This window comes from Marinobacterium marisflavi, from assembly GCF_982447095.1.
On the sequence record NZ_OZ457898.1, the window covers coordinates 358,044 to 383,009 of the forward strand.

General features: G+C 51.0%; 14 protein-coding genes and 1 pseudogene. 14 read left to right on the plus strand and 1 reads right to left on the minus strand.

Annotated features, from left to right (window positions below; genetic code table 11):
• Positions 1-14 precede the first annotated feature (14 nt).
• The 12 genes from AC1WNR_RS01705 (at position 15) to AC1WNR_RS01760 (ending at position 15,312) form a co-directional block, all read left to right on the plus strand.
• On the plus strand, positions 15-713 hold the full coding sequence (locus tag AC1WNR_RS01705; RefSeq protein ID WP_481642814.1) for an FKBP-type peptidyl-prolyl cis-trans isomerase: 699 nt from the start codon (positions 15-17) through the stop codon (positions 711-713).
• A gap of 353 nt (positions 714-1,066) precedes the next feature.
• A complete protein-coding gene (locus tag AC1WNR_RS01710) occupies positions 1,067-4,192 on the plus strand; it encodes an ATP-binding protein (RefSeq protein ID WP_481642815.1) in 3,126 nt (1,041 codons plus the stop codon).
• Positions 4,185-4,571: a response regulator gene (locus tag AC1WNR_RS01715; protein WP_481642816.1), complete on the plus strand. Its 387-nt coding sequence runs from the start codon at positions 4,185-4,187 to the stop codon at positions 4,569-4,571. Before AC1WNR_RS01710 ends, AC1WNR_RS01715 begins: the two co-directional genes overlap by 8 nt.
• A 58-nt stretch (positions 4,572-4,629) precedes the next feature.
• Complete coding sequence (locus AC1WNR_RS01720; protein ID WP_481642817.1) at positions 4,630-4,815, plus strand: zinc ribbon domain-containing protein; 186 nt, start codon at positions 4,630-4,632, stop codon at positions 4,813-4,815.
• A gap of 245 nt (positions 4,816-5,060) precedes the next feature.
• On the plus strand, positions 5,061-6,713 hold the full coding sequence (locus AC1WNR_RS01725) for an ABC transporter substrate-binding protein (protein ID WP_481642818.1): 1,653 nt from the start codon (positions 5,061-5,063) through the stop codon (positions 6,711-6,713).
• 86 nt (positions 6,714-6,799) lie between these two features.
• On the plus strand, positions 6,800-7,774 hold the full coding sequence (locus AC1WNR_RS01730) for an ABC transporter permease (protein ID WP_481642819.1): 975 nt from the start codon (positions 6,800-6,802) through the stop codon (positions 7,772-7,774).
• 28 nt (positions 7,775-7,802) lie between these two features.
• Positions 7,803-8,720, plus strand: coding sequence for an ABC transporter permease (locus AC1WNR_RS01735; protein WP_481642820.1), 918 nt, complete (start codon positions 7,803-7,805; stop codon positions 8,718-8,720).
• Positions 8,717-9,697, plus strand: coding sequence for an ABC transporter ATP-binding protein (locus AC1WNR_RS01740; protein ID WP_481642821.1), 981 nt, complete (start codon positions 8,717-8,719; stop codon positions 9,695-9,697). The genes AC1WNR_RS01735 and AC1WNR_RS01740 overlap by 4 nt, the downstream gene beginning before the upstream one ends.
• Positions 9,694-10,719, plus strand: coding sequence for an ABC transporter ATP-binding protein (locus tag AC1WNR_RS01745; protein ID WP_481642822.1), 1,026 nt, complete (start codon positions 9,694-9,696; stop codon positions 10,717-10,719). Before AC1WNR_RS01740 ends, AC1WNR_RS01745 begins: the two co-directional genes overlap by 4 nt.
• A 32-nt stretch (positions 10,720-10,751) precedes the next feature.
• The gene (locus AC1WNR_RS01750; protein WP_481642823.1) at positions 10,752-11,783 is read left to right on the plus strand and encodes a LacI family DNA-binding transcriptional regulator; all 1,032 of its coding nucleotides are present in this window, start codon (positions 10,752-10,754) and stop codon (positions 11,781-11,783) included.
• Between the two features lie 286 nt (positions 11,784-12,069).
• Complete coding sequence (locus tag AC1WNR_RS01755; protein WP_481642824.1) at positions 12,070-13,797, plus strand: hypothetical protein; 1,728 nt, start codon at positions 12,070-12,072, stop codon at positions 13,795-13,797.
• An 18-nt stretch (positions 13,798-13,815) separates the two neighbouring features.
• Complete coding sequence (locus AC1WNR_RS01760; protein WP_481642825.1) at positions 13,816-15,312, plus strand: family 16 glycosylhydrolase; 1,497 nt, start codon at positions 13,816-13,818, stop codon at positions 15,310-15,312.
• A gap of 789 nt (positions 15,313-16,101) precedes the next feature.
• Here the strand turns inward: AC1WNR_RS01760 and AC1WNR_RS01765 are convergent.
• Positions 16,102-22,056: a family 16 glycosylhydrolase gene (locus AC1WNR_RS01765; RefSeq protein WP_481642826.1), complete on the minus strand. Its 5,955-nt coding sequence runs from the start codon at positions 22,054-22,056 to the stop codon at positions 16,102-16,104.
• Positions 22,057-22,358: 302 nt separating this feature from the next.
• Here AC1WNR_RS01765 and AC1WNR_RS01770 point away from each other — a divergent pair, with 302 nt between their 5' ends.
• Complete coding sequence (locus AC1WNR_RS01770; protein ID WP_481642827.1) at positions 22,359-23,594, plus strand: TolC family protein; 1,236 nt, start codon at positions 22,359-22,361, stop codon at positions 23,592-23,594.
• 460 nt (positions 23,595-24,054) lie between these two features.
• A pseudogene (locus AC1WNR_RS01775) lies at positions 24,055-24,843 on the plus strand (ABC transporter transmembrane domain-containing protein); the annotation flags it as partial.
• Positions 24,844-24,966 lie beyond the last annotated feature (123 nt).

A 24,966-nucleotide genomic window follows, 5' to 3' on the forward strand; every position in this document is an offset into this window, starting at 1 on the left:
TAGGAACTAACCCAATGAAAAAAGCGATTTTAACAGTCGCACTGGCCAGCACACTGACCTCAGGTGTGGTACTGGCTGGCTCACACGCGCCACAGACTGACGAACAGAAATTGAGCTACGGTCTGGGTTACATACTCGGCCAGCGTTTGAAGCCGGATTTTGATACCTTGGATTTCGATATGCTTAAACAGGGTATTGAGGATCTGTTCACCGGCGCTGAACCGCTGATGACTGATGGCGAGATCGCCGAGCAGATGCGTGCCTTCCAGCAAGCTAAGATGGAAGCGCAGCGCGAGCAAGCAGCTGCCGTTGCCGTCGAAAACTTGGAGCAGGGCAAGGCTTATCGCGAAGAGAACGGCAAGAAAGCCGGTGTAACCACTACGGCCTCCGGTCTACAGATCGAAATTATGGAGCAGGGCGAGGGTGCGCAACCCACTGCGGAAGATAGTGTAAAAGTTCATTACCGCGGCACGCTGATTACCGGTCAGGAGTTCGATAGCTCATACGGCCGGGGTGAGCCGGTAACCTTCCCGCTGACAGGTGTGATTCGTGGCTGGACCGAAGGTCTGCAGTTGATGAATCAAGGCGGGAAGGCACGTCTGGTCATCCCATCAGAACTGGCTTACGGTCCTGGCGGAGCGGGCGAGATGATCGGTCCTAACGCTACGCTGGTGTTTGAGGTTGAGCTGTTGGAGATCAACCCAGCGGAGTAACACTCTGCGTATCAACGAGAAGCCGCCAATGGGCGGCTTTTTGCGTTTATTTTGTTTCTTGGTTGGTTTGATAAATAAAGACAATGGCTAAACATATCTCGTTTTGAAGATTTGATTCTTACAGTGAGAGTGGTTATTTAATTGGTTTTTCCTATTTTCAGGGCCGAAAATAAAAGTACTGACACTCAACTCAAGTTTTGGAGGTACTCAATAGGTCTACAAAACAGGATCTAATGGAATATTAAGACTTTTTCTTATAGACATCTGTCACTTCTGGGTCGATAGTCATGAGATGCACAAAAGTAAAAAATTAAGGGAATTCACTTTATGCAGATAAAAGTGAGGAACCGACAATGGCAGCGAGACTAGCCCTAGCGCTCTCTCTACTCCTGACTTCTTGGGTTGTCTGTGCAGACCAGCCTATTCTTTTGTTCGAAGATAGCGAAGGACAGCAGACGATTTTTGATGTTTCCCAAAACCCTCAATGGTTTACGGAGACTCAGCAGACCGCCCGCGGCGTTACGGATGCGGTTTTTTGGCTCAAGGTACGAATCTCCAACCTCTCAACTGAAGCCAGCCATAGGTATGTCGTTTTTGAATCTAATCGGCTCGGCTCTGTTGTTGAATTCAAAAAGATAAGCGAGGGGTTTCGACAGAGAGAACATGGCGCCGACGTACCTTTAAACCTGCGGGCTTCCTCCGGCACAGCGATCAGTTTCCCGCATAACTTTGAAGAGCGTCAAACTGACGTCGTCTATTATCGCATCAGCGGTCAACACGTGATTAACCTGGGTTACAGCGTCGTTGACGGCGAGGTCGCCCAACGGATTGAGGCACGTGGTGCTGCAGTTGACGCTGGGTTAACGGCAGTAGCGATAACGCTACTGCTATTCAACCTTGTGATAGCGTTCTATCTAAGGTCACCAATCTACTGGTATCTTTGCGCATTTCTGGCTTCGACCGCACTGCTGATCCTTAGCTCCACCCGGTTGTATGAGTTGGTGGGAATCACCACCAATCAACTAGCGATAGAGATGGCCGCTCGGGCCTTGCTCTTTGTAACAGCCTATTTACTGATCGAGTGTGCTTTCCAGCGCCACAATAACGTGTTTATCAAGAAATTGAGGAGCTCAATTATTGCGGCGGCTGTCCTTTACACAGCGAGCATCGTCCCTGTCGCACCGTCGGGTGCTCGACATATTTATGCGGCTGGGGGCTCATTCCTTGCAATGCTGGCTATCGGGTATCTCATCATCAATGCACTGCGGGCAGGCGATAAGCAGGCCTGGGTGATGTTGTTGGGATTCTTACCCCTTGTAATTAGTTCCGTCAGTTACAGTCTGTACACTCACGCGTATCTGGGGCCAGAGGCTGAGCCTGTTGTATTTGGCAGTTTGGTTGTACTCGGGCCGTTATTCTCGCTTCTACTAGCGTTCAAACTAAAAAGAGCGGATAGAACTGAGGAGTTGTTAGCGCAAACTAAGTTCGTTGCTGAGAAGACAGGAAGCGCCTACTGGCATCTAGATCTAACCGCTAATCAGATGAGTTATAACTCAACCTTCGCACACCGTTGGGGGTTGTCCGAAGATCAAAGACTTAACTTCAATGACTATATCGCGAGGCTATCTCCGAACGTTCGAGAGGTAGTTGAAGATGCGATGGAGCGTGTCGTTACCTCTAAGCGGCATACTGAACAAGTGTTCCAGACGACTCAGCATGGTTTGAAAGGCCGGTGGATGAAACTACAGCTCGAGCCTGTTGCTGATGAGCGAGGAGGGGTAATCGGTGTTGTTGCGGCGAGTACTGACGTCACGGAGCTCAAATTAGCAGAGATCAACCTAGAGCGTGCGGTTCTGGATAGTGAGGAGGCAAGGTTACGCAGCGATTCAGCACGTCATGCAGCCCAAGAGACTTTAGCAAGACTAGAAGCTGTGAGTAGTGCTGTCGATATGGTGTATTGGACCTATAACGTCAAGAGTTCTACTGTTGCTTACGGCGACCGCTTCGCTGAGGTACATAGCCTGAAGCCTGGCGGCACGCTGAGTTGGCAAGAGTTTGGGCGGTTGAATCTACATGAACCTCGATCGCTATTCGGACAGATGATTATGGATGTACTGAAAACTGGCAAAGAGTGTCGTAAGACGCATCCCGGCATACAATCTGGACATCGGAATAGAACCCACCAAACGATCTGTTTGCCTGATCAGGTTGTACAGCCGATCAGTAGTGTCACCTTTGTGACGCGGGATATTACTGACCTGATGCATAGCCAGCGTGAATCAGAGAGAGTTGCATCAGAGCTAAAAAGAGCCAACCATGCTTTGCAGACTTTGCAAGAGAAGCGTAATCAGCTCTTCGGTATGGTAGCTCACGAGTTACGCACACCGGTCGCGGCTATCATGATGATGGTCAACGAGAGCAGTGACGCTGAACTGCTGGAGCGCAAATCTGACATTTTGCGGTCTAGTCGGGATTTGCTCAACACGATTGATGATATGCGCATGTTGGTAAATCCAGATTTGAAGCGGCCGATTCGCTTGGAGACCTTTACTGTTGAGGAGTTGAATGAGCAAATATCCACCAGTGTTGCATCGATTGTCTCTGCGACCGGTATGCAGTACTTGCAGCGCAACGCCCTCCCAATCCGCTCGGCAACACAGTCGTTCTCCAGTGATAGCTACCGAGTGCGTCACGCGGTTGCCAATCTAATCAAGAATGCCTGTCTGCACGCAGACGGGTCGCGCGTCAGTTTGATCTCCCGTATCTATCAAGATGGGCTCGGTGATGATTATCTGCAGTGGGTTGTCCTGGATGATGGAGTCGGTATCCCCGAGGCGATGGTTCAAAGGTTGTTCTCAGCGGGTGAGCGCGGCCACTCCAAATCTGACGGCAGCGGTTTTGGCTTGTATATAGCAAAAAGCTGGATTGAAGAGCTAGGCGGTTCGGTGAATTACCGATTACGCCAAGGGGCGAATCGGGGTAGCGAATTCAGAGTCACTGTACCGCTGGTGCGTGAGTCCGCTGAGTCGCCCGTCGAAGTTGCATCAGAGTCTGAAGCACAACGCCTGAAGCAGTTCAGTGAACTCAAAGTTCTTATGGTTGAAGACGAAGCAGTGCTCAGGATGCTAGGTCAGAAATTGGTTGGGCAGGTCGTTGCGAGCGTGGATGTCGCTGAGAACGGCGCTGTCGGTTTAGAACGATTCTCAGAAGCGTATGATCTTGTGCTCACCGACTACTTCATGCCGCAAGTTAACGGCCCAGAGATGATCAAGGCGATGCGTGCTCAAGGTTTTAAGGGGCCAATTATTGGAGTCACTGCGGCAACTATTGGCGAGCAACGCTTGGATCTGCTCGATGCAGGTGCGGACTTGGTGCTCAATAAACCGTTAACCAAAGAGTCGATCATCGATGCTTTTAAGCAACTCTCTCAGAGCGGCCGGTTGAAGCAGACAGAAGAGCAGGGCAACCACCGTGAATGATGCTGTCGAGATAATTGTGGTAGAGGATGATCCTCTCTACCAAACACTCTACGCAGATGAACTCTGTGCCATCGAAGCAAATGTGTCCTACTGCTCCAACCTTGCTGCAGCTGATTTGTTGATCCATGACATGCCGCCAGACGCAATCATTGTCGATCTATCGCTCCCTGACGGAGACGGCACTCAGATCGTGGAGAAGTTAACCACTTCAGAGTCAGGCGCTCCTCCAATGATTATCGTAGTGACCGCTGATACTGATGCGCAGAGGCTTGCTGCCGTTGAACGTGCAGGTGCGCAACGCGTGATTACCAAGCCGTTTGAAGCGGGCGCGATACAGAGTGCGCTCGCCACCTTGCCAATGAGACGGCTACTAGGCTGATTCCGCTGACCCTAATGCTGCTGTCGTGCGTACTGACAGCAAAGCAGAGGAGTCAGAGATGCTACCGAGTGACACTGTTCAATGCCCATTTTGTTGGGAGAGCATAGAGATTGTTTACGAGCCAGACGAGGGCACCGACGCGTTCGTCTGCGACTGCACGGTCTGCTGTAATCCCATAAACTTTACTGTCGTTGATGATGGTATGGGTGGCACCTATTTAGTGGCTCAGTCGGATGATTTTTGAATCCGCCCCATATCCTCTAGTTTTTCCTTTGATCCAATGCCTCGATAATTCCCTAGGACTCAGTAACACCTGATTGAAAGTAGTTTACAAACTAAAGCTGATTCGCTACATTTGATGAAATCGTTTTCATGCTTATGGTTAGATAAAGTAAAGGCTGAGCAGTTAAGCCTGAAAACGTTGCCATAAATCCGTAAAGCACAGCTCTGATTGAGTAGACATTTAAATCAATGGGCAGAGGAATAACAATGAAAAAGCTTGGTATCGCTACAGCCATAGCTACTGTTGTAGCAACTGTGAATATCGCACATGCCGCTGGTGCGCATGCTCAGGGCGGCACGTTGACCGTCCCTATTATCACACAGACATTCGTAGAGGACTTTAACCCCTACTCTGGTGCCCAGGCCGACATGGTAAGCGGAACCATGTACGAGCCACTGTACGTAATTAACACGCTCAAAGGGGATATCAACTGGCGTCTAGCCGAGAACTACACCTACGCCAAAGATCTGATGTCGATGACCATTAAGCTCAAGAGTGGCCTCACTTGGTCAGATGGTCAGGCGTTGAATGCAGATGATCTCGTGTTTTCCCTTAACCTCGGCCGAGATGATGCCAAGCTTGATGCAACGGGCCAGTGGGGCTCGAAGAAATTCAGTTCTGTGGAAAAGCTGGATGATCTTACTGTGAAGATTAATTTCAGTGCTAAGGATGGCACTATCGATTGGCATCTGCCGCGTCTGCATGTAGTGCCGGAACACATATTCGCCGGTGTAGAAGATCTGTCCACATTTAAAAACCCTAACCCGGTTGGTTCTGGTCCTATCACGGAAGTTAAACAGGTACGCGATAATCAGATCGAAATCTGTCGTAATCCGAATTACTACAAAGCCGCTGAGGGGCTTCCGTACCTCGACTGTATCAAGTTCCGTCAGTACACCGATAACTCCCAGATTCAGGCTGCTCTGATTAATGACGAAATTGATTGGGGTTCAAACTTCATTTCAGATATCGATAAGACATATGTAGCAGCTAACCCTGAGACGCATGGCTATTGGTACCCTGCTAATGACCTGATTAACGTATATCTGAACACGCGAGAGCTCCCGTTTAGCGATGTCCGCTTCCGTCAAGCTTTCTCAATGGCGATGGATCGTGAGTTGATCGTAGATTTGGCAGCCTATGGTTATCCAACAGTTGAGACTCAGGTTTCAGGTATCGGCGAGTTCTTTAAGACCCACCTCAATGATGAGGTAAATAGCAAGTACAACTACCTTGCTGAGTACAACCCAGAGCGCGCGATGGAGTTGCTTGAGGAAGCTGGCTTTAAAGATGTTGATGGTGATGGCTTTGTTGAAAACCCAGACGGTTCTGAGATTAATTTCGACATTCATGTTGTAAATGGTTGGACGGACTGGGTTCAGACTGTGCAGATGGTAAGCGAGTTCCTTGCTGAAGTCGGTATCAAAGCGAACACCAAAACGGTTGATTGGTCTGTTTACGACAGTGCGCTGAAAGAGGGTACCTACCAGGCCTCAATTAACTGGTCGCGCACCAACGGCGAAGATCCAATCCAAGCCTACCGCGACTACTTCTACACCGCTCAGCAGGGCCTCTCTTGGCACACTAACCACGGTATCAGCAGTGAAAAAGTGGACAAGCTTATCGATGAGTACTCCGCCACTGTTGATGAGGCGCGTCGGAAAGCGATTCTGGCAGAGTTGATGGAGTTTACATCCGAAAATCTGCCGTTCGTCCCACTCTTCTCTAACCCGACCTGGTATCAGTACAACGCTACGCGTATTGGCGGATGGCCGACTGAAGAGAATGATTTTGTGCAGCCAGTTTTCTATAACGGCGGTAACAAACTCCTCGTGTTTGAGCAGCTTTACGCTAAGTAAATCATGTCGCTCGCGGGGTTTTGCCTCGCGAGCAGTTTTCGGCCACGCTCTGTGGCACGCTTTAATCGTATCTTACGGGTGCAGTCATGAGCTTTATCCTCAGGCGCTTTGCGTTCTATTTGGTGGCGATACTCATAGCCATTTCGTTTAACTTTCTGATCCCCAGGCTGATGCCAGGCGACCCGGTGGATGCACTGTTTGCCAGCGCGCAGGGCCGTATGCCGTTGGAGACACTGCAAGCTTACAAGGAGATGCTCGGCTTCGTAGATGGCCCGTTGTGGGTACAGTATCTGCAGTATATGAAGAGCATCTTTACTTGGGACCTCGGCCCAACGATTATGCTTTTCCCTTTGCCAGTTACCGAGCTGTTGGCAGTTAAACTGCCATGGACACTGGGCTTAGCAGGTATGTCTACGGTGATCTGTGTGATGATCGGTCTGATCATCGGCACCTTTGCGGCCTACAACCGTGGCGGCTTCACCGACCGCTTCATGCCAGCATTCTGGGCCTTCATGGGTGCGATGCCGCAGCCTGTTACTGCGCTTTTCTTATTCTTTATATTGGCGCTGAGCTGGAAGTGGTTCCCACTTTCCTACGGGGCCAACCCTGACCTCGATCCAGGCTGGACGCTAGAGTACGTGTCTAGCGTGCTTCACCATGCGGTATTACCAATTCTTTGCATGATCATAGGCGGCATCGGGGCTTGGATCTTCAATATGCGCAACGCGATGATCAATGTTTTGGGCGAGGACTACATCACCATGGCGCGCGCCAAGGGGTTGTCAAACCGTCGCGTAATGACCCACTACGCGGCTCGCAACGCACTGCTTCCGGTGGTGACCGCTGTATCCATGCAGGTCGGCTTCGTGATGGCGGGTGCAATCTTTATCGAGACAGTATTTAACTACCCAGGGGTTGGGCTTCTGCTCTTCAAAGCACTCGCAGCGCGTGACTATCCGACGATGCAGGCCTGCTTCCTGATGATCGTCGTATTCGTTTTGGTCTTTAACTTCATTGCAGACCTATTGAATCTTTGGCTGGACCCAAGGCTGCGCAAGTAGATCCAATTGCGTAGCACGGAGCAATATTATGTTTTCAAACAAGTTTTTTAAGTTTTTACGTCGTTTCTACAAGGGTAATCCGGCCGCAATTATTGGCTCGTTTATCGTCGCATCGATGATTCTTTTGAGCGTCTTCGCTGGTGCGATTGCCGAGAATGACCCCAATAAACGTGTGGCAAGGGGACATCAGCCGCCTAGCGCCGAACTGCTCTTGGGCTCAACGCGTTCAGGCAAAGATGTATTCAGTCAAGTTCTTCATGGTGGCAAGATCTCGCTGCTTGTTGCTTTCTCTGCTGCTGCAATTACTACCGTAATCGCTGTGGCGGTGGGCGTAAGTGCCGGGTATTTTGGTGGGCGCGTCGACGAGATTTTGATGTCGACCACAAATATCGTATTGGTTTTCCCGCAATTGCCTTTGCTCATCATCATTGCGGCCTTTGTAGGGCAGGTGGGGCCATTGGTCATCGCACTGATCATTGGGCTGTCATCCTGGGCGTGGGGAGCTCGCGTCATTCGCAGTCAGACGATGGCGGTAAGAAATAAGGAGTTTGTCCTCGCTGCCGAGGTCATGGGCGAATCAAAATTACGCATCATCTTCGTTGAAATCCTGCCAAATCTTACGAGCATCGTGGTTGGTGGGGCTATGGGTACGTGTATTTATGCGCTTATGGCAGAGGCTGGCCTTGAGTTCCTCGGGTTGGGTGACCCAACTATCATCACGTGGGGCACCATGCTGTTCTGGGCTCAATCCAATTCAGCCTTTATCGTAGGTGCTTGGTGGGACATGGTTGTTCCAGGTGCTGCAATTGCGATATTTGGCGGTGGTCTTGCGTTGCTCAATATGTCGATTGACCAGGTGGCTAACCCGAAACTTAAGACGGGTGGGTACATTAAGACTTGGCGTCGAATGAAGGCTGATGTCGAAGCACGGAGGGCCGCAGCATGAGCACTCCTTTACTTGAGATCAGAAACCTCTGCGTGGATTACGTTACTGATTCGGGTAACGCACGCGCGGTCAATAATGTAGATCTAGACATCTATCCAGGAGAGACTGTAGGTCTTGCAGGTGAGTCGGGCTGTGGTAAGAGCACATTGGCGTTTGCTATCGCAAACCTACACAGCGCGCCTGCTCTGATCACTGGTGGTGAGATACTCTTTGAGGGCCAGGACGTTCTCAAAATGTCTGAGGAGGAACTACGTGGTTTCCGCTGGGCCAAAGCGAGTATGGTTTTCCAGAGCGCGATGAACGCCTTGAACCCCGTGATAACAATTGGTGAGCAGCTTACCGATGTTGTTTTGGCGCACGAAGATGTTAGCCCTGCTGATGCTCGTGAACGAGCGATCAAAAATCTGGAGTTGGTTGGTATTCACGCCTCGCGCATGGAGTCCTATCCGCATCAGTTGTCGGGTGGTATGCGCCAACGTGTCGTGATCGCTATTGCTCTGATTCTGCGTCCGAAACTTATTATTATGGACGAGCCGACTACAGCGCTGGATGTGGTGGTTGAACGTGAGATCATGGATCAGCTATATGAGCTCAAAGAGCAGTTCGGTTTCGCAATTTTGTTCATCTCGCATGACCTTGGCTTGATGGGCGAGATCACTGACCGCATTGGCGTAATGTACGCTGGGAAGATGGTGGAGCTTGGGGCATCTAGCGAATTGATGGCTGCCCCTAAACATCCGTACACACGTGGTTTGCTTAAATCCTTCCCCACGATATTCGGGCCAAAGACCCGTTTGGAGGGGATACCGGGTAACCCGCTTAACCTGCTTGAGGTTCCTGATGGATGCTATTTTCAGGCGCGTTGTGGGGAGTGTGTCGATCAGTGTATTTCAGCTATGCCACCTCTTAAACGCATAGCAGGCGGGTCCGAGCGGCTTGTCGCTTGCCACCTAGTTGAGGAGGGTGAGCTTGTATGAACCAGTCAGTAGATGCCAAGGTGGTTGAAATGAAGCAGTCCGTTAGTGACGTTGAACAGCTAGAGGTAGACGGGCTTGTAATCGACTTTGCGCTCGATAACGCGCTGTTCAATCGCCAATATATGCGCGCCGTTAACGATGTAAGTTTTTCAATTAAAGCGGGCGAGGCACTGGCGATTGTCGGCGAATCTGGCAGTGGTAAAAGTACCTGTGCGCGGGCGTTAACTCGCCTTTACGAGCCGGCTAGTGGAACCTTGCGCCTCAACGGCAAGGATATCAACGACAAAGCTGCTCCCATAGCTCAGGGCGCATTGGCCAAGCAGGTGCAGATGATTTTTCAGGATCCTTTTGGATCGCTGAATCCAGTGCACACAATTCGCCATCACCTGTATCGCCCAATAAAGATACACATGCCTCATCTCAAAGGTGAGGCGGTTGAGCAACACATGCTCGAGATGCTTGAGAAGGTAGGGCTAACCCCTGCGGCGCAGACGGCCGATAAATACCCGCACGAGCTCTCTGGTGGTCAGCGTCAGCGTGTCGCCATCGCGCGTGCTGTTGCGACAGGCGCGCGTTTCATCCTGGCGGACGAACCCATCTCCATGCTCGATGTCTCTATCCGTTTGGGCATTCTCAACCTGATGGCGGATATGAAAGACGAAGGCATAGGTTTTCTATACATTACCCACGATATCGCTACAGCTCGATACTTTGCTGAGCGCACGGCAGTGATGTATGTCGGGCATATGGTGGAGTGGGGCGAGAGTGACTCGGTGACGCAGAAACCAAGACACCCTTACACTCAGCTTTTGCTCAGCGCAGTACCCGAGGTAGGGCGCCAGCGAGATGTGAAACGTGCTGATAGCAAAACGAAGAATCAGATCCCGTTGTGGAAGCCTGACTCCGTTGGCTGCCCGTTTGTTTCAAGGTGTACGCTCGCTACCGATCGCTGCAGTCGGGAGATGCCCGGGGTAAAACAGATTGCTTCTGATCACTTTGTTCGTTGTTTCGCAGTCGAATGAGGTAGAATTCGTCTGTCGTAAGAGATTATCCAATGAATAGATCGAATATATTAGAAGTTGCAAAGCTTGCGGGTGTTTCCCCGTCTACTGTGTCACGCGTTACCAGTGGTAACGCAGTTGTAAAGCCTGAGACCCGCCAACGTGTTCAGGAGGCGATGGACAAACTGGGCTACAAACCCAACTCGGCGGCGCAATCGCTCTCATCAAAACGGTCGAATACAATTGGAATGGTGGTAGCCGGTCTGGACGGTCCTTTCTACGGCCCCATGATTGCTGGCGTTGAATCGGCACTCCGGGAACGTGGCAAACACCTGTTGATCGCTAGTGGTTCGGGTACTACCGAAAGCGAGATTGAAGCCGTTGAATTCTTGCTAAGCCGTCAAGTGGATGGCCTCATTCTACTAACGGAATGGTTGGAGCAACGCTACGTTTCTGACTTAACTGCGAGAATCCCTGCCTATATGATCAATCAGTATTATGACGGTATGGAAAACCGGGTGATGTTGCTCGACGATGTTGATGGTGGTTATCGCGCAACTAAATACTTGTTGGATAACGGGCACACAGAGATTGCTTGCATCAGCGCACAGGAGTTCAAACAGGATGCTAACGATCGAGTCAAGGGCTATAAAACGGCTCTACGAGAAGCCGGCATTCCTGTGCTCGATGACTTAATTGCACGAACCAGCTTTGAAGTGCAAGGCGGGATTGAAGGGATGCAGCAGCTGTCTGAGCGAGGTGCAAATTTCACAGCAGTCGTAGTAGGCAACGATGAGTCTGCGATCGGTGTTTACTCGTGGGCGAAAGACCGCGGATTACGAATACCGGAAAACCTATCAGTCATCGGCTACGACGATATTCTGTTAGGTCGCTTCCTAACCCCACCGCTCACAACGATGCATGCTCCGAATTTTGAGATGGCCAAGCGTGCCGCTGACAGTGCGTTCAATGAAATTTATCGAAAAGGTTCACCGTTGGGTGGAAGTTTCAAGACGAAATTGATAGAGCGGGAATCGGTTGCCCCGCTTATACGCGAGGTAGATAAGCAGGCACTTACCAGTTAATTGCCGGTTACAGAGTTCGTATAGATCGGCAGTGTGAAAAGTCATCCTAGGGTGGCTTATTCTTTTTCTGGGCGTCAAATTCAAACTGGAATTATGAAATCATTTTCAATGATTAAATCCCGCCTGCTTTGTGATCGAAAAATGTCCTTTTTTCATATGAATTAACGCCATTAGCTTGATGGTTGGCTTGCTTTCTATTCCGGCTTGTAGCAATATCATGAAAACGATTTCATGATAATTAGCCGGCCTCGCGCCGAAAATAACGATAACAGGGCAGGATCATACAGTGATTACTGATACGAAGACGTTCTCTCCATCCATTCTTGCTTCGGCAATTATTGCTGCAAGTACCTTTTCAACATCTGCGATTGCGCGTGGGCCTGATCTGCCCGTTGAGCTGCTTGGCGGTAGTTTGACCGTTGACGGCCTCGTAAAGAACGGTGCCGCGCGCCAGTTGGATGGTGGTAATTCGCTCTTTCTCGACCTGGGTTTAACAGGGCTGGGGTTCGCAGGTGAAATGACGTTGAATGCCATGACTAAGTCATCGGACAGTGACATCTACTTCAAGTACGGTGATCGCTTAGAAGCCCAAGACTATCCGAATGGTGGCAAGAAAGTTGAGGTATACAGCTTTACAGCAAGTCACATTGGAGACGAGTATGACCTGAATCTCTTCTACCATGTTCCACGTTACCACTGGGGTTACGAAGGTGACGCGTTTGGTCTGATGCGCGAAACCACCAACATGGCTGATCAGGATACCTGGAATGCCAAAGCGCCTGCAGGTGTCGAGTTTGTTGGTAAAGGCTCTCTCGACGGTCTTAAAGTGGTGGGTGGTAAGCAGATCTACTGGGGTGCTGAGCCGATGATTATGGCGAAGTACCAGTTTGGTGATAAGAAGCAATATTCATTCATAGCCTCTAGCGATACTACCGATGGGGTTAACGATCAGCAGTTTTCACTTCAAGGCGGATTTGAACTATCCGATACAGCATCTCTTGACCTCGGTTTGTTGCGTTCGGGCGCTGAGAAAGTGGGGCAGAGCTTTCTCTATGACGATGGCGCGAACGTCTACTCAGATGAGGTAGACTCAGCAGACGCATATGCCGTAAAAGCGCGCGTTACAGAGAAGTTCTCAGGTGGTGTAAGCGCGTATGTCGAGTTTAATTACGCGGGTCTTGTGGCCGACGCTGGTGAGCATCAAGAAATATGGACAACAGGTCTTCCTTACTCAGAATTGGGGAACAAGAAGTCTGTAGAGCTCACGGGTGAGATCATTCGCGGTAACTGGATGTTTAAACCTCGTCTATTCGCGCGTCGCAATTTGGTTGATGCGTTGTCGCTAGCAGCTCAAGCCGCGCGCGGTAAGAAGATTACCCGGTCAATCACAACGACGGAAACCACAGTTGTCTCGCCGTTTTCGGTTACAAGCAACCGAGAAGCTGATGCTGTTGAGCTTTTCGCTACCTACGATACAACCCCAAATACTTACTTCTACGAGTGGGATAATTACCTGCGTGAGGATGCCCCAGTCGCCTTTAATATCGGTATGACACACATTGATTTTAAGGGCAAGACTGACTCTAGCATTATGAATTTTGATACGGGGGCTTTCCCCGATGCAGGGCGTGGTGCTGAGAAGGTTACGAAGGTTGAGGGGCGTTTAGTCCTAAACCCTACCGATGCGATCCGTCTCAATATGAACTTCGCAGTGGGTAAACAGCAACCCGTCTTTGCACAGGTGCCTGTTACCAATTTTGCATCCGTGGCGGGTACGGTGGTTCATGCGTCAAAAAATATCTACGAGTTCAAATTGGCGCGTGATGCCTACGGTGAATACGACTTCCAAGAGGAGCAGGGCGTGGCTTACCCATTGCAGATGGTGCTGGGTTACGAGCGAATTATCGATTTGGGCGATGGCGACAGCCGAGTGGGTGTTAAGGCGACAAAACGAACAAATGATGGTGCGGCGGACGAGTCGGAAGTTCGTGCCTACTTTACTTACAGTTTTTAAGTAAGAGATCGAGTACTGATGAAGCAACTTAGCTCTATATTAGCAGCGTCCATAATCGCTGCATCATCCTCCGCATCGGCTACAGACGGTGATTTTAATACGATTGATTATGCCCTCAAGAAGGGTTGGAAACTTGAGTGGAGCGATGAGTTCGACGGCAAGGATGTTGATGAGTCGAAATGGGATTGGGAAGAGAATTGTTGGGGCGGTGGTAACAATGAGCTTCAGTGTTACACCGATCGACACAAGAACTCTTTTATTCGCGATGGAAAGCTCGTTATCCAAGCCCACAAAGAGACTTTCCGTGGGCTTGCAGATGTAGAAGAGTCGGGAACGAAAGAGAAGAGAACGCTCCCGTACACTTCTGCTCGCTTGCGCACTAAAAATAAGGGTGATTGGACCTTTGGGCGGATCGACGTCCGTGCCAAGCTCCCGGCTGGTCAAGGTCTTTGGCCAGCGATCTGGATGCTGCCAACCGATAGCAAATACGGAATCTGGGCAGCTAGCGGCGAGATCGATATTTTAGAGATGGTCAGCCAAGCACCTGAGGACCCAAACAAGGAAGTTCATGCAACTCTTCACTACGGTCGTACCTGGCCAAACAATGCGTATTCAGGCTCTACGTATGAGTTTGAAGACACGGATCCGACCAAAGAGTTTCATACCTACTCCCTAGAATGGGCGGACGGCGAAATGCGTTGGTACATCAATGACCATCACTGGGTGACCCAGTACGCCTCAGGTTGGTGGACCCAGGTTCCGGATGAGAACGGCGACCTCTACAATGTGGAAGGAAACGCACCCTTTAATGAGCGTTTCCACCTCTTACTTAACCTGGCGGTCGGCGGAACTTGGCCAGGCTCACCCGACGACACCACCAAGTTTCCAGCAGAGATGGAAGTGGATTTCGTTCGTGTTTACTCATGTCCCGGTGCGGAAGCCTCTCTTCGCGGATGTGCAACCAAGAACCGTCGCGCAGAGCGTAACTTCGGCACACAGGCGCCTGAGATTATTCAATACGACCCCAACTTCATTAACGCAGATATCGTAGATGTGTTTACCGATGAGGCGATACCACCATATGCACTCGGTACATACGCTGCAGGTGGTAGTATTGACACCCTGCTTGTGGATGCGGGTGATCGCGGCAAGGTTACTCAGCTCAACTTTAAAACTGATCAGGGCGTGGCCTACTGGCAGAGTCTGCAGGGACATGACTTCTCACCGTTCCAGTACGTTGAGTTTGATCTTCGAAAGATCGCGGATCCACGTGCTAGCGGCGACATCATTATTAAGGTGGACTGTGGATTCCCATGTAGTAGTGGTGAGTACAAGCTCAAAGATGCGCCGACTGATGAGTGGAAGAGCTACCGCATACCGCTTTCTGAGTTGGTGGGCAATGCAGGCTCGTCGCTTGATCTGAAAAAGGTGAACACACCGCTGGTAGTATCGCCTGAGTTCGGTAATCAGAACGGTGTAGTAATTCAGGTAGATAACGTTCGCATGGTTCGTTAACCCTCATCGCTTCAGTGTGACAAAACAAAACCGGTCAATTGACCGGTTTTTTTGTTTGCTTTGGGCGGTGGTTCTGAGCTACCTAGGACTATCGCTAGGCGATCAGAGTATCGCTAAGACACGCTTGGCATTCAGAGTGTAATCATCGAACAGCGAGTTCACTGCGACGGCTATCACCTCCGTGGAAGTTGCCCACGAAACAATGAAGTACTTCGTGACCCAACACTTCAAGATTCACGCTATGCCCGACTGTGATTTCACATGTGTTGTACTCTTTTCCTGTAGATTTAAGAGTTTTGTTAGGGGGCCATCTGGCGCAACTTTGGTATCTGGCCACGACTTGAGGATAGTTGGTTCCGGCACCTTCATTGCAGCTGTCGTGTACATCGTCGACGACCTTTATTTGCAAGACAGAGACGTTTCGTTGCAGTTCAGGCAAGGGTTTTTGGGGAAAAGTACAGCCCGTTATCATTAAAGCCGTACAAACTATAATTGACATTTTCAAGGTTTTTACCACCAGCAATTTTGGTCATAATATTGAGATGGTAGTCTAGACCCGTTGATAAGTCTCTTTTTGGAAACGTTTTCATTAAAAATAGTTTAAACATCTTACTGCAAAGTAGAATTAATAGAGAGTTAGATTACTTTGAGCCTGTGGTGCTGTAGGAGTGATAACATCTACTCAAACCATAGGGAGCAGAGTGATGCTTGAAGCTGGAGCGAGTAAATTTTGAGTGGTATGGCATAAAAAAGCCGGCTCAAAGCCGGCTTGATAGAGGTTACAGATTACTAAGCGATGTAACCACCAAAGTTTACGTTATCGAAATAGTAGACTTCACCGTCACCCGCATTGCCAAAGTCGAAGAAGATCGACGCCTTGTCATAGTTGTTGAGATGATTGAGCCCATCCACGGCTGAGAGATCCCAAGATAAGGTTTCCCATGCGTCCGATCCGTTGCTCTCAGTGATTGCATCGAGTTCAACGACTATATTGCCGTTTGAGCTATCCTCTAGTTTTAGTCGAACTGCAACTCCGTCTTTTGCACTGAATACATCAGCCGTGATTACTGATCCTCCATCGCTTATGAGCTCGCCGTCACCGGAGAGTTCAAAGAAGGTAGTGCCGGCCCAGGTTTCAGCGCCAGTAGTCTTCAATACTTTCACAACTGAACCGTCAGATCCTGTCGGTGCGTCAGCACCAGCAACAACACTGGAGGCGTTACCACCGAAATCAGTCAGCACAAAACCTGAACCATCATTTGAGTCGAACGTTAGAGTTAGTTCAGGCGGTGTGAGGTCTGCAACAGTTCCGTCTTGCTGGTATATGCGAACGTAGTCGACTTCCATGGCGTACTCGAAGTTACTGCTTGGTACTGTTCCACCCAATGTGCCGCCAATCGCGATGTTCAGAATCAAGTCCATTGGTCCATCGTATGGCCAGGTATTGTTTGTGGCATTTTCAGGTTTTGAGTACACCAAGTGGGAGTCTGCTTCTGTACCATCCACCCCAATTTTAATTGAGTCAGGTGTCCACCATAGCTGGTAGGTGTGCCACTCATCGACGGCGCTGGACAGCGTTGCGTTGGTATCGTTGGCACTTTCACCATGGGCAGCAGGATAATGCAACGCGCTAATGATCTCTGTATCGCCGCTAGCGTAGGCCGATGACCACTCAACCAGATCGATTTCGCCATCAGCAGGCCAAGTTGAACGACCTCCCTCACCAAGCAGCCAGATTGCTGGCCAAGCACCCGCTTCAGACGGTAACTTGGCGCGCACCTCGTAGTAGCCGTACGGGCCAACATCAATGTCACTCTTCACACGTGCAGAGGTGATAGTCCCGTCTACGTTCTTGGCTGTGATGCGCAGAGCACCGTTGACCGCAGTTGATGGGTCCCAGTCAACGATTTGTGCATCATCTAAACCAGACTGATAGTCCTGAGCCTCACCGTTACCCCAGCCATCGTTTCCTAGGTCGAAGGTCCAGTTAGTCGAATCAGGCGATTCGCCTACTGCGTTGAATTCGTCCTCGAAGACTAGTGCGTAGCCGGTCAGGTCGGCCGGGCTGACAGGGCTATCCGAGTAAGTAGTGTACTGAGCACCGCTGCTCAGTTCGGTGTCGGTGAAGAAGAAGTCGAATGTTGCATCAGCCTGATCCCCTGGAGGGCCCATGAGATAGCCTGAGTGGTTAGCGATCTGATCAGCATTGCTAAACTCAGAGAACGGAATGGACACGGAGTACCAACCGTTGCCTTCATCAATTGAACCTGCGTAGGTGTCGAGATCGATAGTGGCAACACTGTCGAGACCCTCGCCTGCGCCAATGAATTTCACTTCGAGGTTACCCAGAGGCGAACCATACACTTTAGCGTTGAAATGATCAGCGCCATCAGTGAAGCCTGCTCCGATACCTGGGAAGGCAGCAAACGCCACATGTACACCGGCGCCATAGCCTTCGCCGCTGGTGATCTGGAACACCCGGCTGTAAGTGCCTGCGGGATCGGTTGCGTCGCCGTTGAATGCGGCACCGCTGCCGAAGTTTTCAACAGCATTCCAGTGGTTGGGGTGGTCAGCATCTGCGGAGGTGTCTGAAGAGTAGAGCTGAATACGTACCGACTCTTGAGTTGGCTCTTCGGTTGTCTCTTCTTGCGAAACAGAATATTGAGCACCGCTGCTCAGTTCGGTGTCGGTGAAGAAGAAGTCGAATGTTGCATCAGCCTGATCCCCTGGAGGGCCCATGAGATAGCCTGAGTGGTTAGCGATCTGATCAGCATTGCTAAACTCAGAGAACGGAATGGACACGGAGTACCAACCGTTGCCTTCATCAACTGAACCTGCGTAGGTGTCGAGATCGATAGTGGCAACACTGTCGAGACCCTCGCCTGCGCCAATGAATTTCACTTCGAGGTTACCCAGAGGAGAACCATACACTTTAGCGTTGAAGTGATCAGCGCCATCAGTGAAGCCTGCTCCGATACCTGGGAAGGCAGCAAACGCCACATGTACACCGGCGCCATAGCCTTCGCCGCTGGTGATCTGGAACACCCGGCTGTAAGTGCCTGCGGGATCGGTTGCGTCGCCGTTGAATGCGGCACCGCTGCCGAAGTTTTCAACAGCATTCCAGTGGTTGGGGTGGTCAGCATCTGCGGAGGTGTCTGAAGAGTAGAGCTGAATACGTACCGACTCTTGAGTTGGCTCTTCGGTTGTCTCTTCTTGCGAAACAGAATATTGAGCACCGCTGCTCAGTTCGGTGTCGGTGAAGAAGAAGTCGAATGTTGCATCAGCCTGATCCCCTGGAGGGCCCATGAGATAGCCTGAGTGGTTAGCGATCTGATCAGCATTGCTAAACTCAGAGAACGGAATGGACACGGAGTACCAACCGTTGCCTTCATCAACTGAACCTGCGTAGGTGTCGAGATCGATAGTGGCAACACTGTCGAGACCCTCGCCTGCGCCAATGAATTTCACTTCGAGGTTACCCAGAGGAGAACCATACACTTTAGCGTTGAAGTGATCAGCGCCATCAGTGAAGCCTGCTCCGATACCTGGGAAGGCAGCAAACGCCACATGTACACCGGCGCCATAGCCTTCGCCGCTGGTGATCTGGAACACCCGGCTGTAAGTGCCTGCGGGATCGGTTGCGTCGCCGTTGAATGCGGCACCGCTGCCGAAGTTTTCAACAGCATTCCAGTGGTTGGGGTGGTCAGCATCTGCGGAGGTGTCTGAAGAGTAGAGCTGAATACGTACCGACTCTTGAGTTGGCTCTTCGGTTGTCTCTTCTTGCGAAACAGAATATTGAGCACCGCTGCTCAGTTCGGTGTCGGTGAAGAAGAAGTCGAATGTTGCATCAGCCTGATCCCCTGGAGGGCCCATGAGATAGCCTGAGTGGTTAGCGATCTGATCAGCATTGCTAAACTCAGAGAACGGAATGGACACGGAGTACCAACCGTTGCCTTCATCAACTGAACCTGCGTAGGTGTCGAGATCGATAGTGGCAACACTGTCGAGACCCTCGCCTGCGCCAATGAATTTCACTTCGAGGTTACCCAGAGGAGAACCATACACTTTAGCGTTGAAGTGATCAGCGCCATCAGTGAAGCCTGCTCCGATACCTGGGAAGGCAGCAAACGCCACATGTACACCGGCGCCATAGCCTTCGCCGCTGGTGATCTGGAACACCCGGCTGTAAGTGCCTGCGGGATCGGTTGCGTCGCCGTTGAATGCGGCACCGCTGCCGAAGTTTTCAACAGCATTCCAGTGGTTGGGGTGGTCAGCATCTGCGGAGGTGTCTGAAGAGTAGAGCTGAATACGTACCGACTCTTGAGTTGGCTCTTCGGTTGTCTCTTCTTGCGAAACAGAATATTGAGCACCGCTGCTCAGTTCGGTGTCGGTGAAGAAGAAGTCGAATGTTGCATCAGCCTGATCCCCTGGAGGGCCCATGAGATAGCCTGAGTGGTTAGCGATCTGATCAGCATTGCTAAACTCAGAGAACGGAATGGACACGGAGTACCAACCGTTGCCTTCATCAACTGAACCTGCGTAGGTGTCGAGATCGATAGTGGCAACACTGTCGAGACCCTCGCCTGCGCCAATGAATTTCACTTCGAGGTTACCCAGAGGAGAACCATACACTTTAGCGTTGAAGTGATCAGCGCCATCAGTGAAGCCTGCTCCGATACCTGGGAAGGCAGCAAACGCCACATGTACACCGGCGCCATAGCCTTCGCCGCTGGTGATCTGGAACACCCGGCTGTAAGTGCCTGCGGGATCGGTTGCGTCGCCGTTGAATGCGGCACCGCTGCCGAAGTTTTCAACAGCATTCCAGTGGTTGGGGTGGTCAGCATCTGCGGAGGTGTCTGAAGAGTAGAGCTGAACACGTACCGGTTCTTGAGTTGGCTCTTCGGTTGTCTCTTCCCCGGTGCCGATGTCAGCTCCGCCGGCATAATATTCGGGCTCACCAAATCCCATAACGACATTATCTACATAGTAGGTAACGTCCTCTGTTAGCGCTGCTCCAACCTCGTTACCGGCGTAATCTTTGCCGTTGTTCCAATCGATGAACAGGCTGAGTTTGTCGTAGGTAGCATCTGCTGCGATTGGTGTTGCTAAAGAGCCATTAGCTTCGTCCACGTAACGAACAACTGGGCTGGCGAAGTCAAAGACAACATCGTTCCACCCGGTACTCAGTGTCGCTTCAGCATGTACATTGAAGTACATATTTTGAGCTGCTACCGCTGAAGAATCAGCAATCTCCATTCGCGCGACGATGCTGTCTGACGGTGACCAAATGCGAGCATTAATTGTTGTCTCGCCAGCATCTGCGTTGATCGGGATTTCACCTACCGTTGAGCCGGTTAGGTAGCCCAAGCTGACACCTGAATAGTGCTTCGAATCCGGGGTTCGTACAAATTTTAGAACAGAGTTGGATGTATCGGTTGGATCTGTAAGCAGTCCACCGTTAGATCCTTCGAAGAACTCTATCTGGTATTCGTTCGCGGCTAATTCGAAGTCCAATCCGCCAAAGGCATTATTATTTGGTACGCTGGCACCAGCGATCTCTGAGTCGACATCGAACTGATCAAGCGTCGTCAGGGCTGCAGTAGCATCATCGGCTTCAAGTACCGAAGTGGCGCTCTGGGCTAACCCGACCTGAGCAGTTTTAGCGGCTTTGTAAATCTGCTGTAGAGCAGCGGTAGGATCACTAGCGCCTGAAGTTGCTGCGCTTAGGATTGCCGCGTTTGTGGCGGCTATTTTGGTGCTCAGCGAGTTGCTGAGTGCTGCGGTAACACTCGTATCGATCTGCGCACCACTGTCGTTGATAATCGACTCAAGTGTCTCCTTCACAACGGTCGCATCAGTCAATGAGAAACCGACAGTATTGAGCTTGGTTGCGATGGTGCTTGCAGCAGTTTGAGTCGCGGAAGCAGAATCAACCCCTGCGGAGCTGAGTGATTCTGAGGAGACATCAAGGATGTTAGAGACCGCTGTACTCGCAGCTTTGAACTTCAGCGCTGCTTCGATTTCAGCCGTACTAGCGCCTGTAGCTGTCGCGGCGGCGATTGGATCGAAACTTGTAATGTCGATACTGGCGTCGAGGCCGAATGCTTGTTTGATTTGCTCTTGCGTAGCACCGGCACTCATCAGCGTTGAGAGCGGCGAAACTACTGCGCTTCCGGCCGGTGCTGTGAACACCGTAGAGACACTCGCGCCGGTAGTCTGGTCGGTCGCGGTAACTGTGTCGCCCGAGTTGTTGGTCCAAACAGGCTGAGCGATAATCTGCCCGGCACCCTCTACGTAGCCGTTTAGGCTAAAACGCCCAAGCGAGTCGGTTGTGCCTGTTGGTTCGCCACTGTCGAACGTGCCGTTCCCGTTGTTATCCTGGAAGACGCGCGCATCCTTTATGTAGCCGTTGATCAACTGCCCAGAGAAAGAGGAGTCGAGTGTCGAAACAACGGTACCGCCACCGCCACCGCCACCACCACCGCCAGCCGCAAGACCAAGCGCTCCCAAACCTGCACCAGGTCCAACGAAGCCTACATCCGGCATCGATAGTAGCTCGGCTTCCGACTCGGCCGCAGCCTCAGCGATCTGCTGCAGCTCCTCTGCGCTAGCTTGCTCCAGCGCCTCAGCATATTGCTGTTCGAGTTCGCTTAGCAGTGCGGCTTCTTCTTGCGTCAGTGTGCCGACGGCCTGCTTCGCTTTGAGTTCGTTAATCTGCTTGGAGAGTGCTTCAACTGCAACCATCTTTCAGTCCTACGCTATTGCGGTTTTTTAATTATGTTTCCAGGATCAGCTATGGCTGCTCTGAAAATTATTGTGTTGAAATCGTTTTCATGGGAGTATCTAGCAATAGGTGAGTAAATGTCAACCCATTAATGAGTTTGGCTAACCTTGCAGTTGCGAACTCGCTGTACGTCCCGGATTGTTTGGTCTAGTGGAATAGAAAACCGCATCGATATATCTGGCGTAATAGAATAAAGATGGCCGTATTCGAACGCTTGCTGCTCTGAAAAGGCTTTCATCAAAACAATAAAGGACACAGGTATATGACTCTTCAAACGGCCATCAAGTTAGTGCCGGTAACGATTCTGCTAACTTTCGGTTCCGGAACTTTCGGTGCGGAGCCGACACAATCCTTGTCACTTGAACGGCTATTAGAGCAAGTCAGATCAAATCCAGAACTCGGTGTTGAGCAGGCACGCAGTAGCTCTCGGCAAGCCCGGTTGGATATTGTCGAATCTCGAAGGCTGCCGACTCTGCAGTTTGCCGGGGACGGTGATCTGATTAGCTCGACCAGCGAGCAACGGTTGATCAGTGCAACTGTAGAACAGACCATTATCGACTGGGGAGCGCTCTCATCCGATCTGCAGAGCGCCTCGGAAAGCCTCGAAGCGCAACGCCAAGCCCAGTTAGCCACTGAAGTTGAGTTGCGTCGCAGGGTTGTTGATAGTTACATGGCCGCGGTTGTAGCAGAACAACAGCTAGAAGCGACTCAAACAGCAATTGCCACAACGTCAGATATTCGCAGTATCATGCAGAGGCGAGTTGATCAACGTGTTGATGCCGCGAGTGATCTACTACTTATAGACAGTCGCATCAGTCAATTGGAGGCACGAGTCTTCCAACTCAGAGGCGCCCAGAGAGACGCTCAACTGAACCTGTTGCAAACGGTGGGGTTTCGCGCCGACGTGCGTGAGTCACTCAGCTGCAACGGTGATTTGGATGAAGCCTACCTCGCCGAGCTCGCTGTTGAGCGTTCCGCTGACCTAGCTGCAACCAAAGCGCGCTCGCGCAGCATTAAAGCCGAATTTGGTGCCGTTGATGCCAAGCGTTTGCCTGCAATTGTCGCTGGTGTGACACTGAGCCGTGACGTTGACGATGCGGACGATGAGGCGCGGGCCTTCTTGCGCGTTCGATATAACTACGATCTTGGGGATAGTCTAGACTCGGAGCTCGCCGAGTTAAACGCAGACTACTCCGCGTCTGTCTACGAAGAGCAGCGATTGGCGCAAGCCATCGTTCGGGAATCAGCGGGCCTTGTGAATCAGTATCAAGTCAACGCATCGCAGTTGCCTGTCTTATCTTCGCTCACTGAATTGCGTCAACAGCAGCTGGATTCGTTCAGCCGGCGGTTCAGTTCGGGTAAGTCTTCACTGCTCGATTTGCTGAATGCTGAATCGGAACTTCTGGACGCACGGCTCGCTAGGGCGGATGCGTTCGGCAATGCGTGCCAAGCTATCCTAACGTTGGAGCAGTTCGTTGGGAGGAACCTGCGTGACTGAAATCAACAGAGCGGCTCCAGAACAACTGGAAGACGATACAGCACCCTCACATGCTATCTCTGCGCTGCTAAGCCAGCTTTCGATGGCAAAGGGTAACGGTGCTTCTCAGCGTCGCATACTTGAATGCCTTGAACGATTAGAGCTAAAAAGCGCCGGTGATATAAATCGCAAACGGCTACGCAAGGTATGGAGGGATCTTTTTCCGAAGTCACGGGTCGAAGAGCGCTCGCTAACTGCCCTCAGTGAAAGTGACTATCCCTGTCTTCTAATCGATAGAGATTCGCAGGAGGCATACCTCTGCAAAGGTCAGTCGCCAAAGGGTGTGCTGTTGCAAGATTCGCTCGGGCAGAGCCATGTTCGCGACCCTGAAACTTTAAACAGTCAGGTGTTCACCTTTAATTCGGTCAAGCAGCGAACGAGTCGCAAGCCGATAACGGCAAGCGATCTGTTTCGACTGGCGATGAGATCTCACCGGCGCTTGCTTAATGAGGCGTTACTCGCTTCGTTGGTGGCTGCAATACTAGGTGTGGGTTCTGCGTTATACACCATGCAGGTTTACGATCGAGTTGTCCCAACGGGAGCCTACTCGACTCTAATTGTGCTGTCTGTCGGTGTTGCGGTGGCGGTGCTGTTGGAGTTCTTTTCAAAGCAGATCAAAACAAGCTTCGTTGATAGAGCCACCGAGTCAGCCGATCTTGGTTTAAGCCAGCTGTTCTTCGAGCGCGGTATTGACCTAAGTCTGGCAACGCGCCCCAAAACCGTTGGCACGCTGGCAGCCCAGATAAAGAACTTTGAGTTAGTTCGGCAGTTTATGGTGACTTCGCTGTTCTTTTTGTGGGCAGATCTGCCATTTGCGATATTTTTTCTAGGGGTCATCTGGATGATCGGCGGGCAGATTGTTCTAGTGCCTCTTGTTTTGCTCCCATTAGGTGTGCTCTTCGGGCTGCTGCTTCGCGGCCCGATTGAAAAAAATACCAAGCTGAACATGCAGGAGTCCAATAAAAAAAGTGGTCTTCTAATCGAAGCGCTTGATGGTATCGAGACAGTCAAGGCGGCGGGCGCGCGTAGCTTCTTCACGCAACGGTGGAAGAGTTTATCTGAGGCTGTAGTAGTGGGTGAATTCCGGGTCAAGCGTCTGTCGGCGTTGGCGACTAATGTGAGTCAGACCCTGCAACAGTTCTCTTACATTGGAATGGTTACTTTTGGCGCCGTTTTGGTCACACAGGGTGAACTAACTATGGGGTCGTTGATCGCGTGTACCATTTTAGGTGGTCGTGCCTTGGGCCCGCTATCTCAGTTCCCGAATATGCTGGCTCAGGCTAAAAAATCGAAGATTGCGGTCGAGGCGTTAAATGGCATTATGGCACTGCCT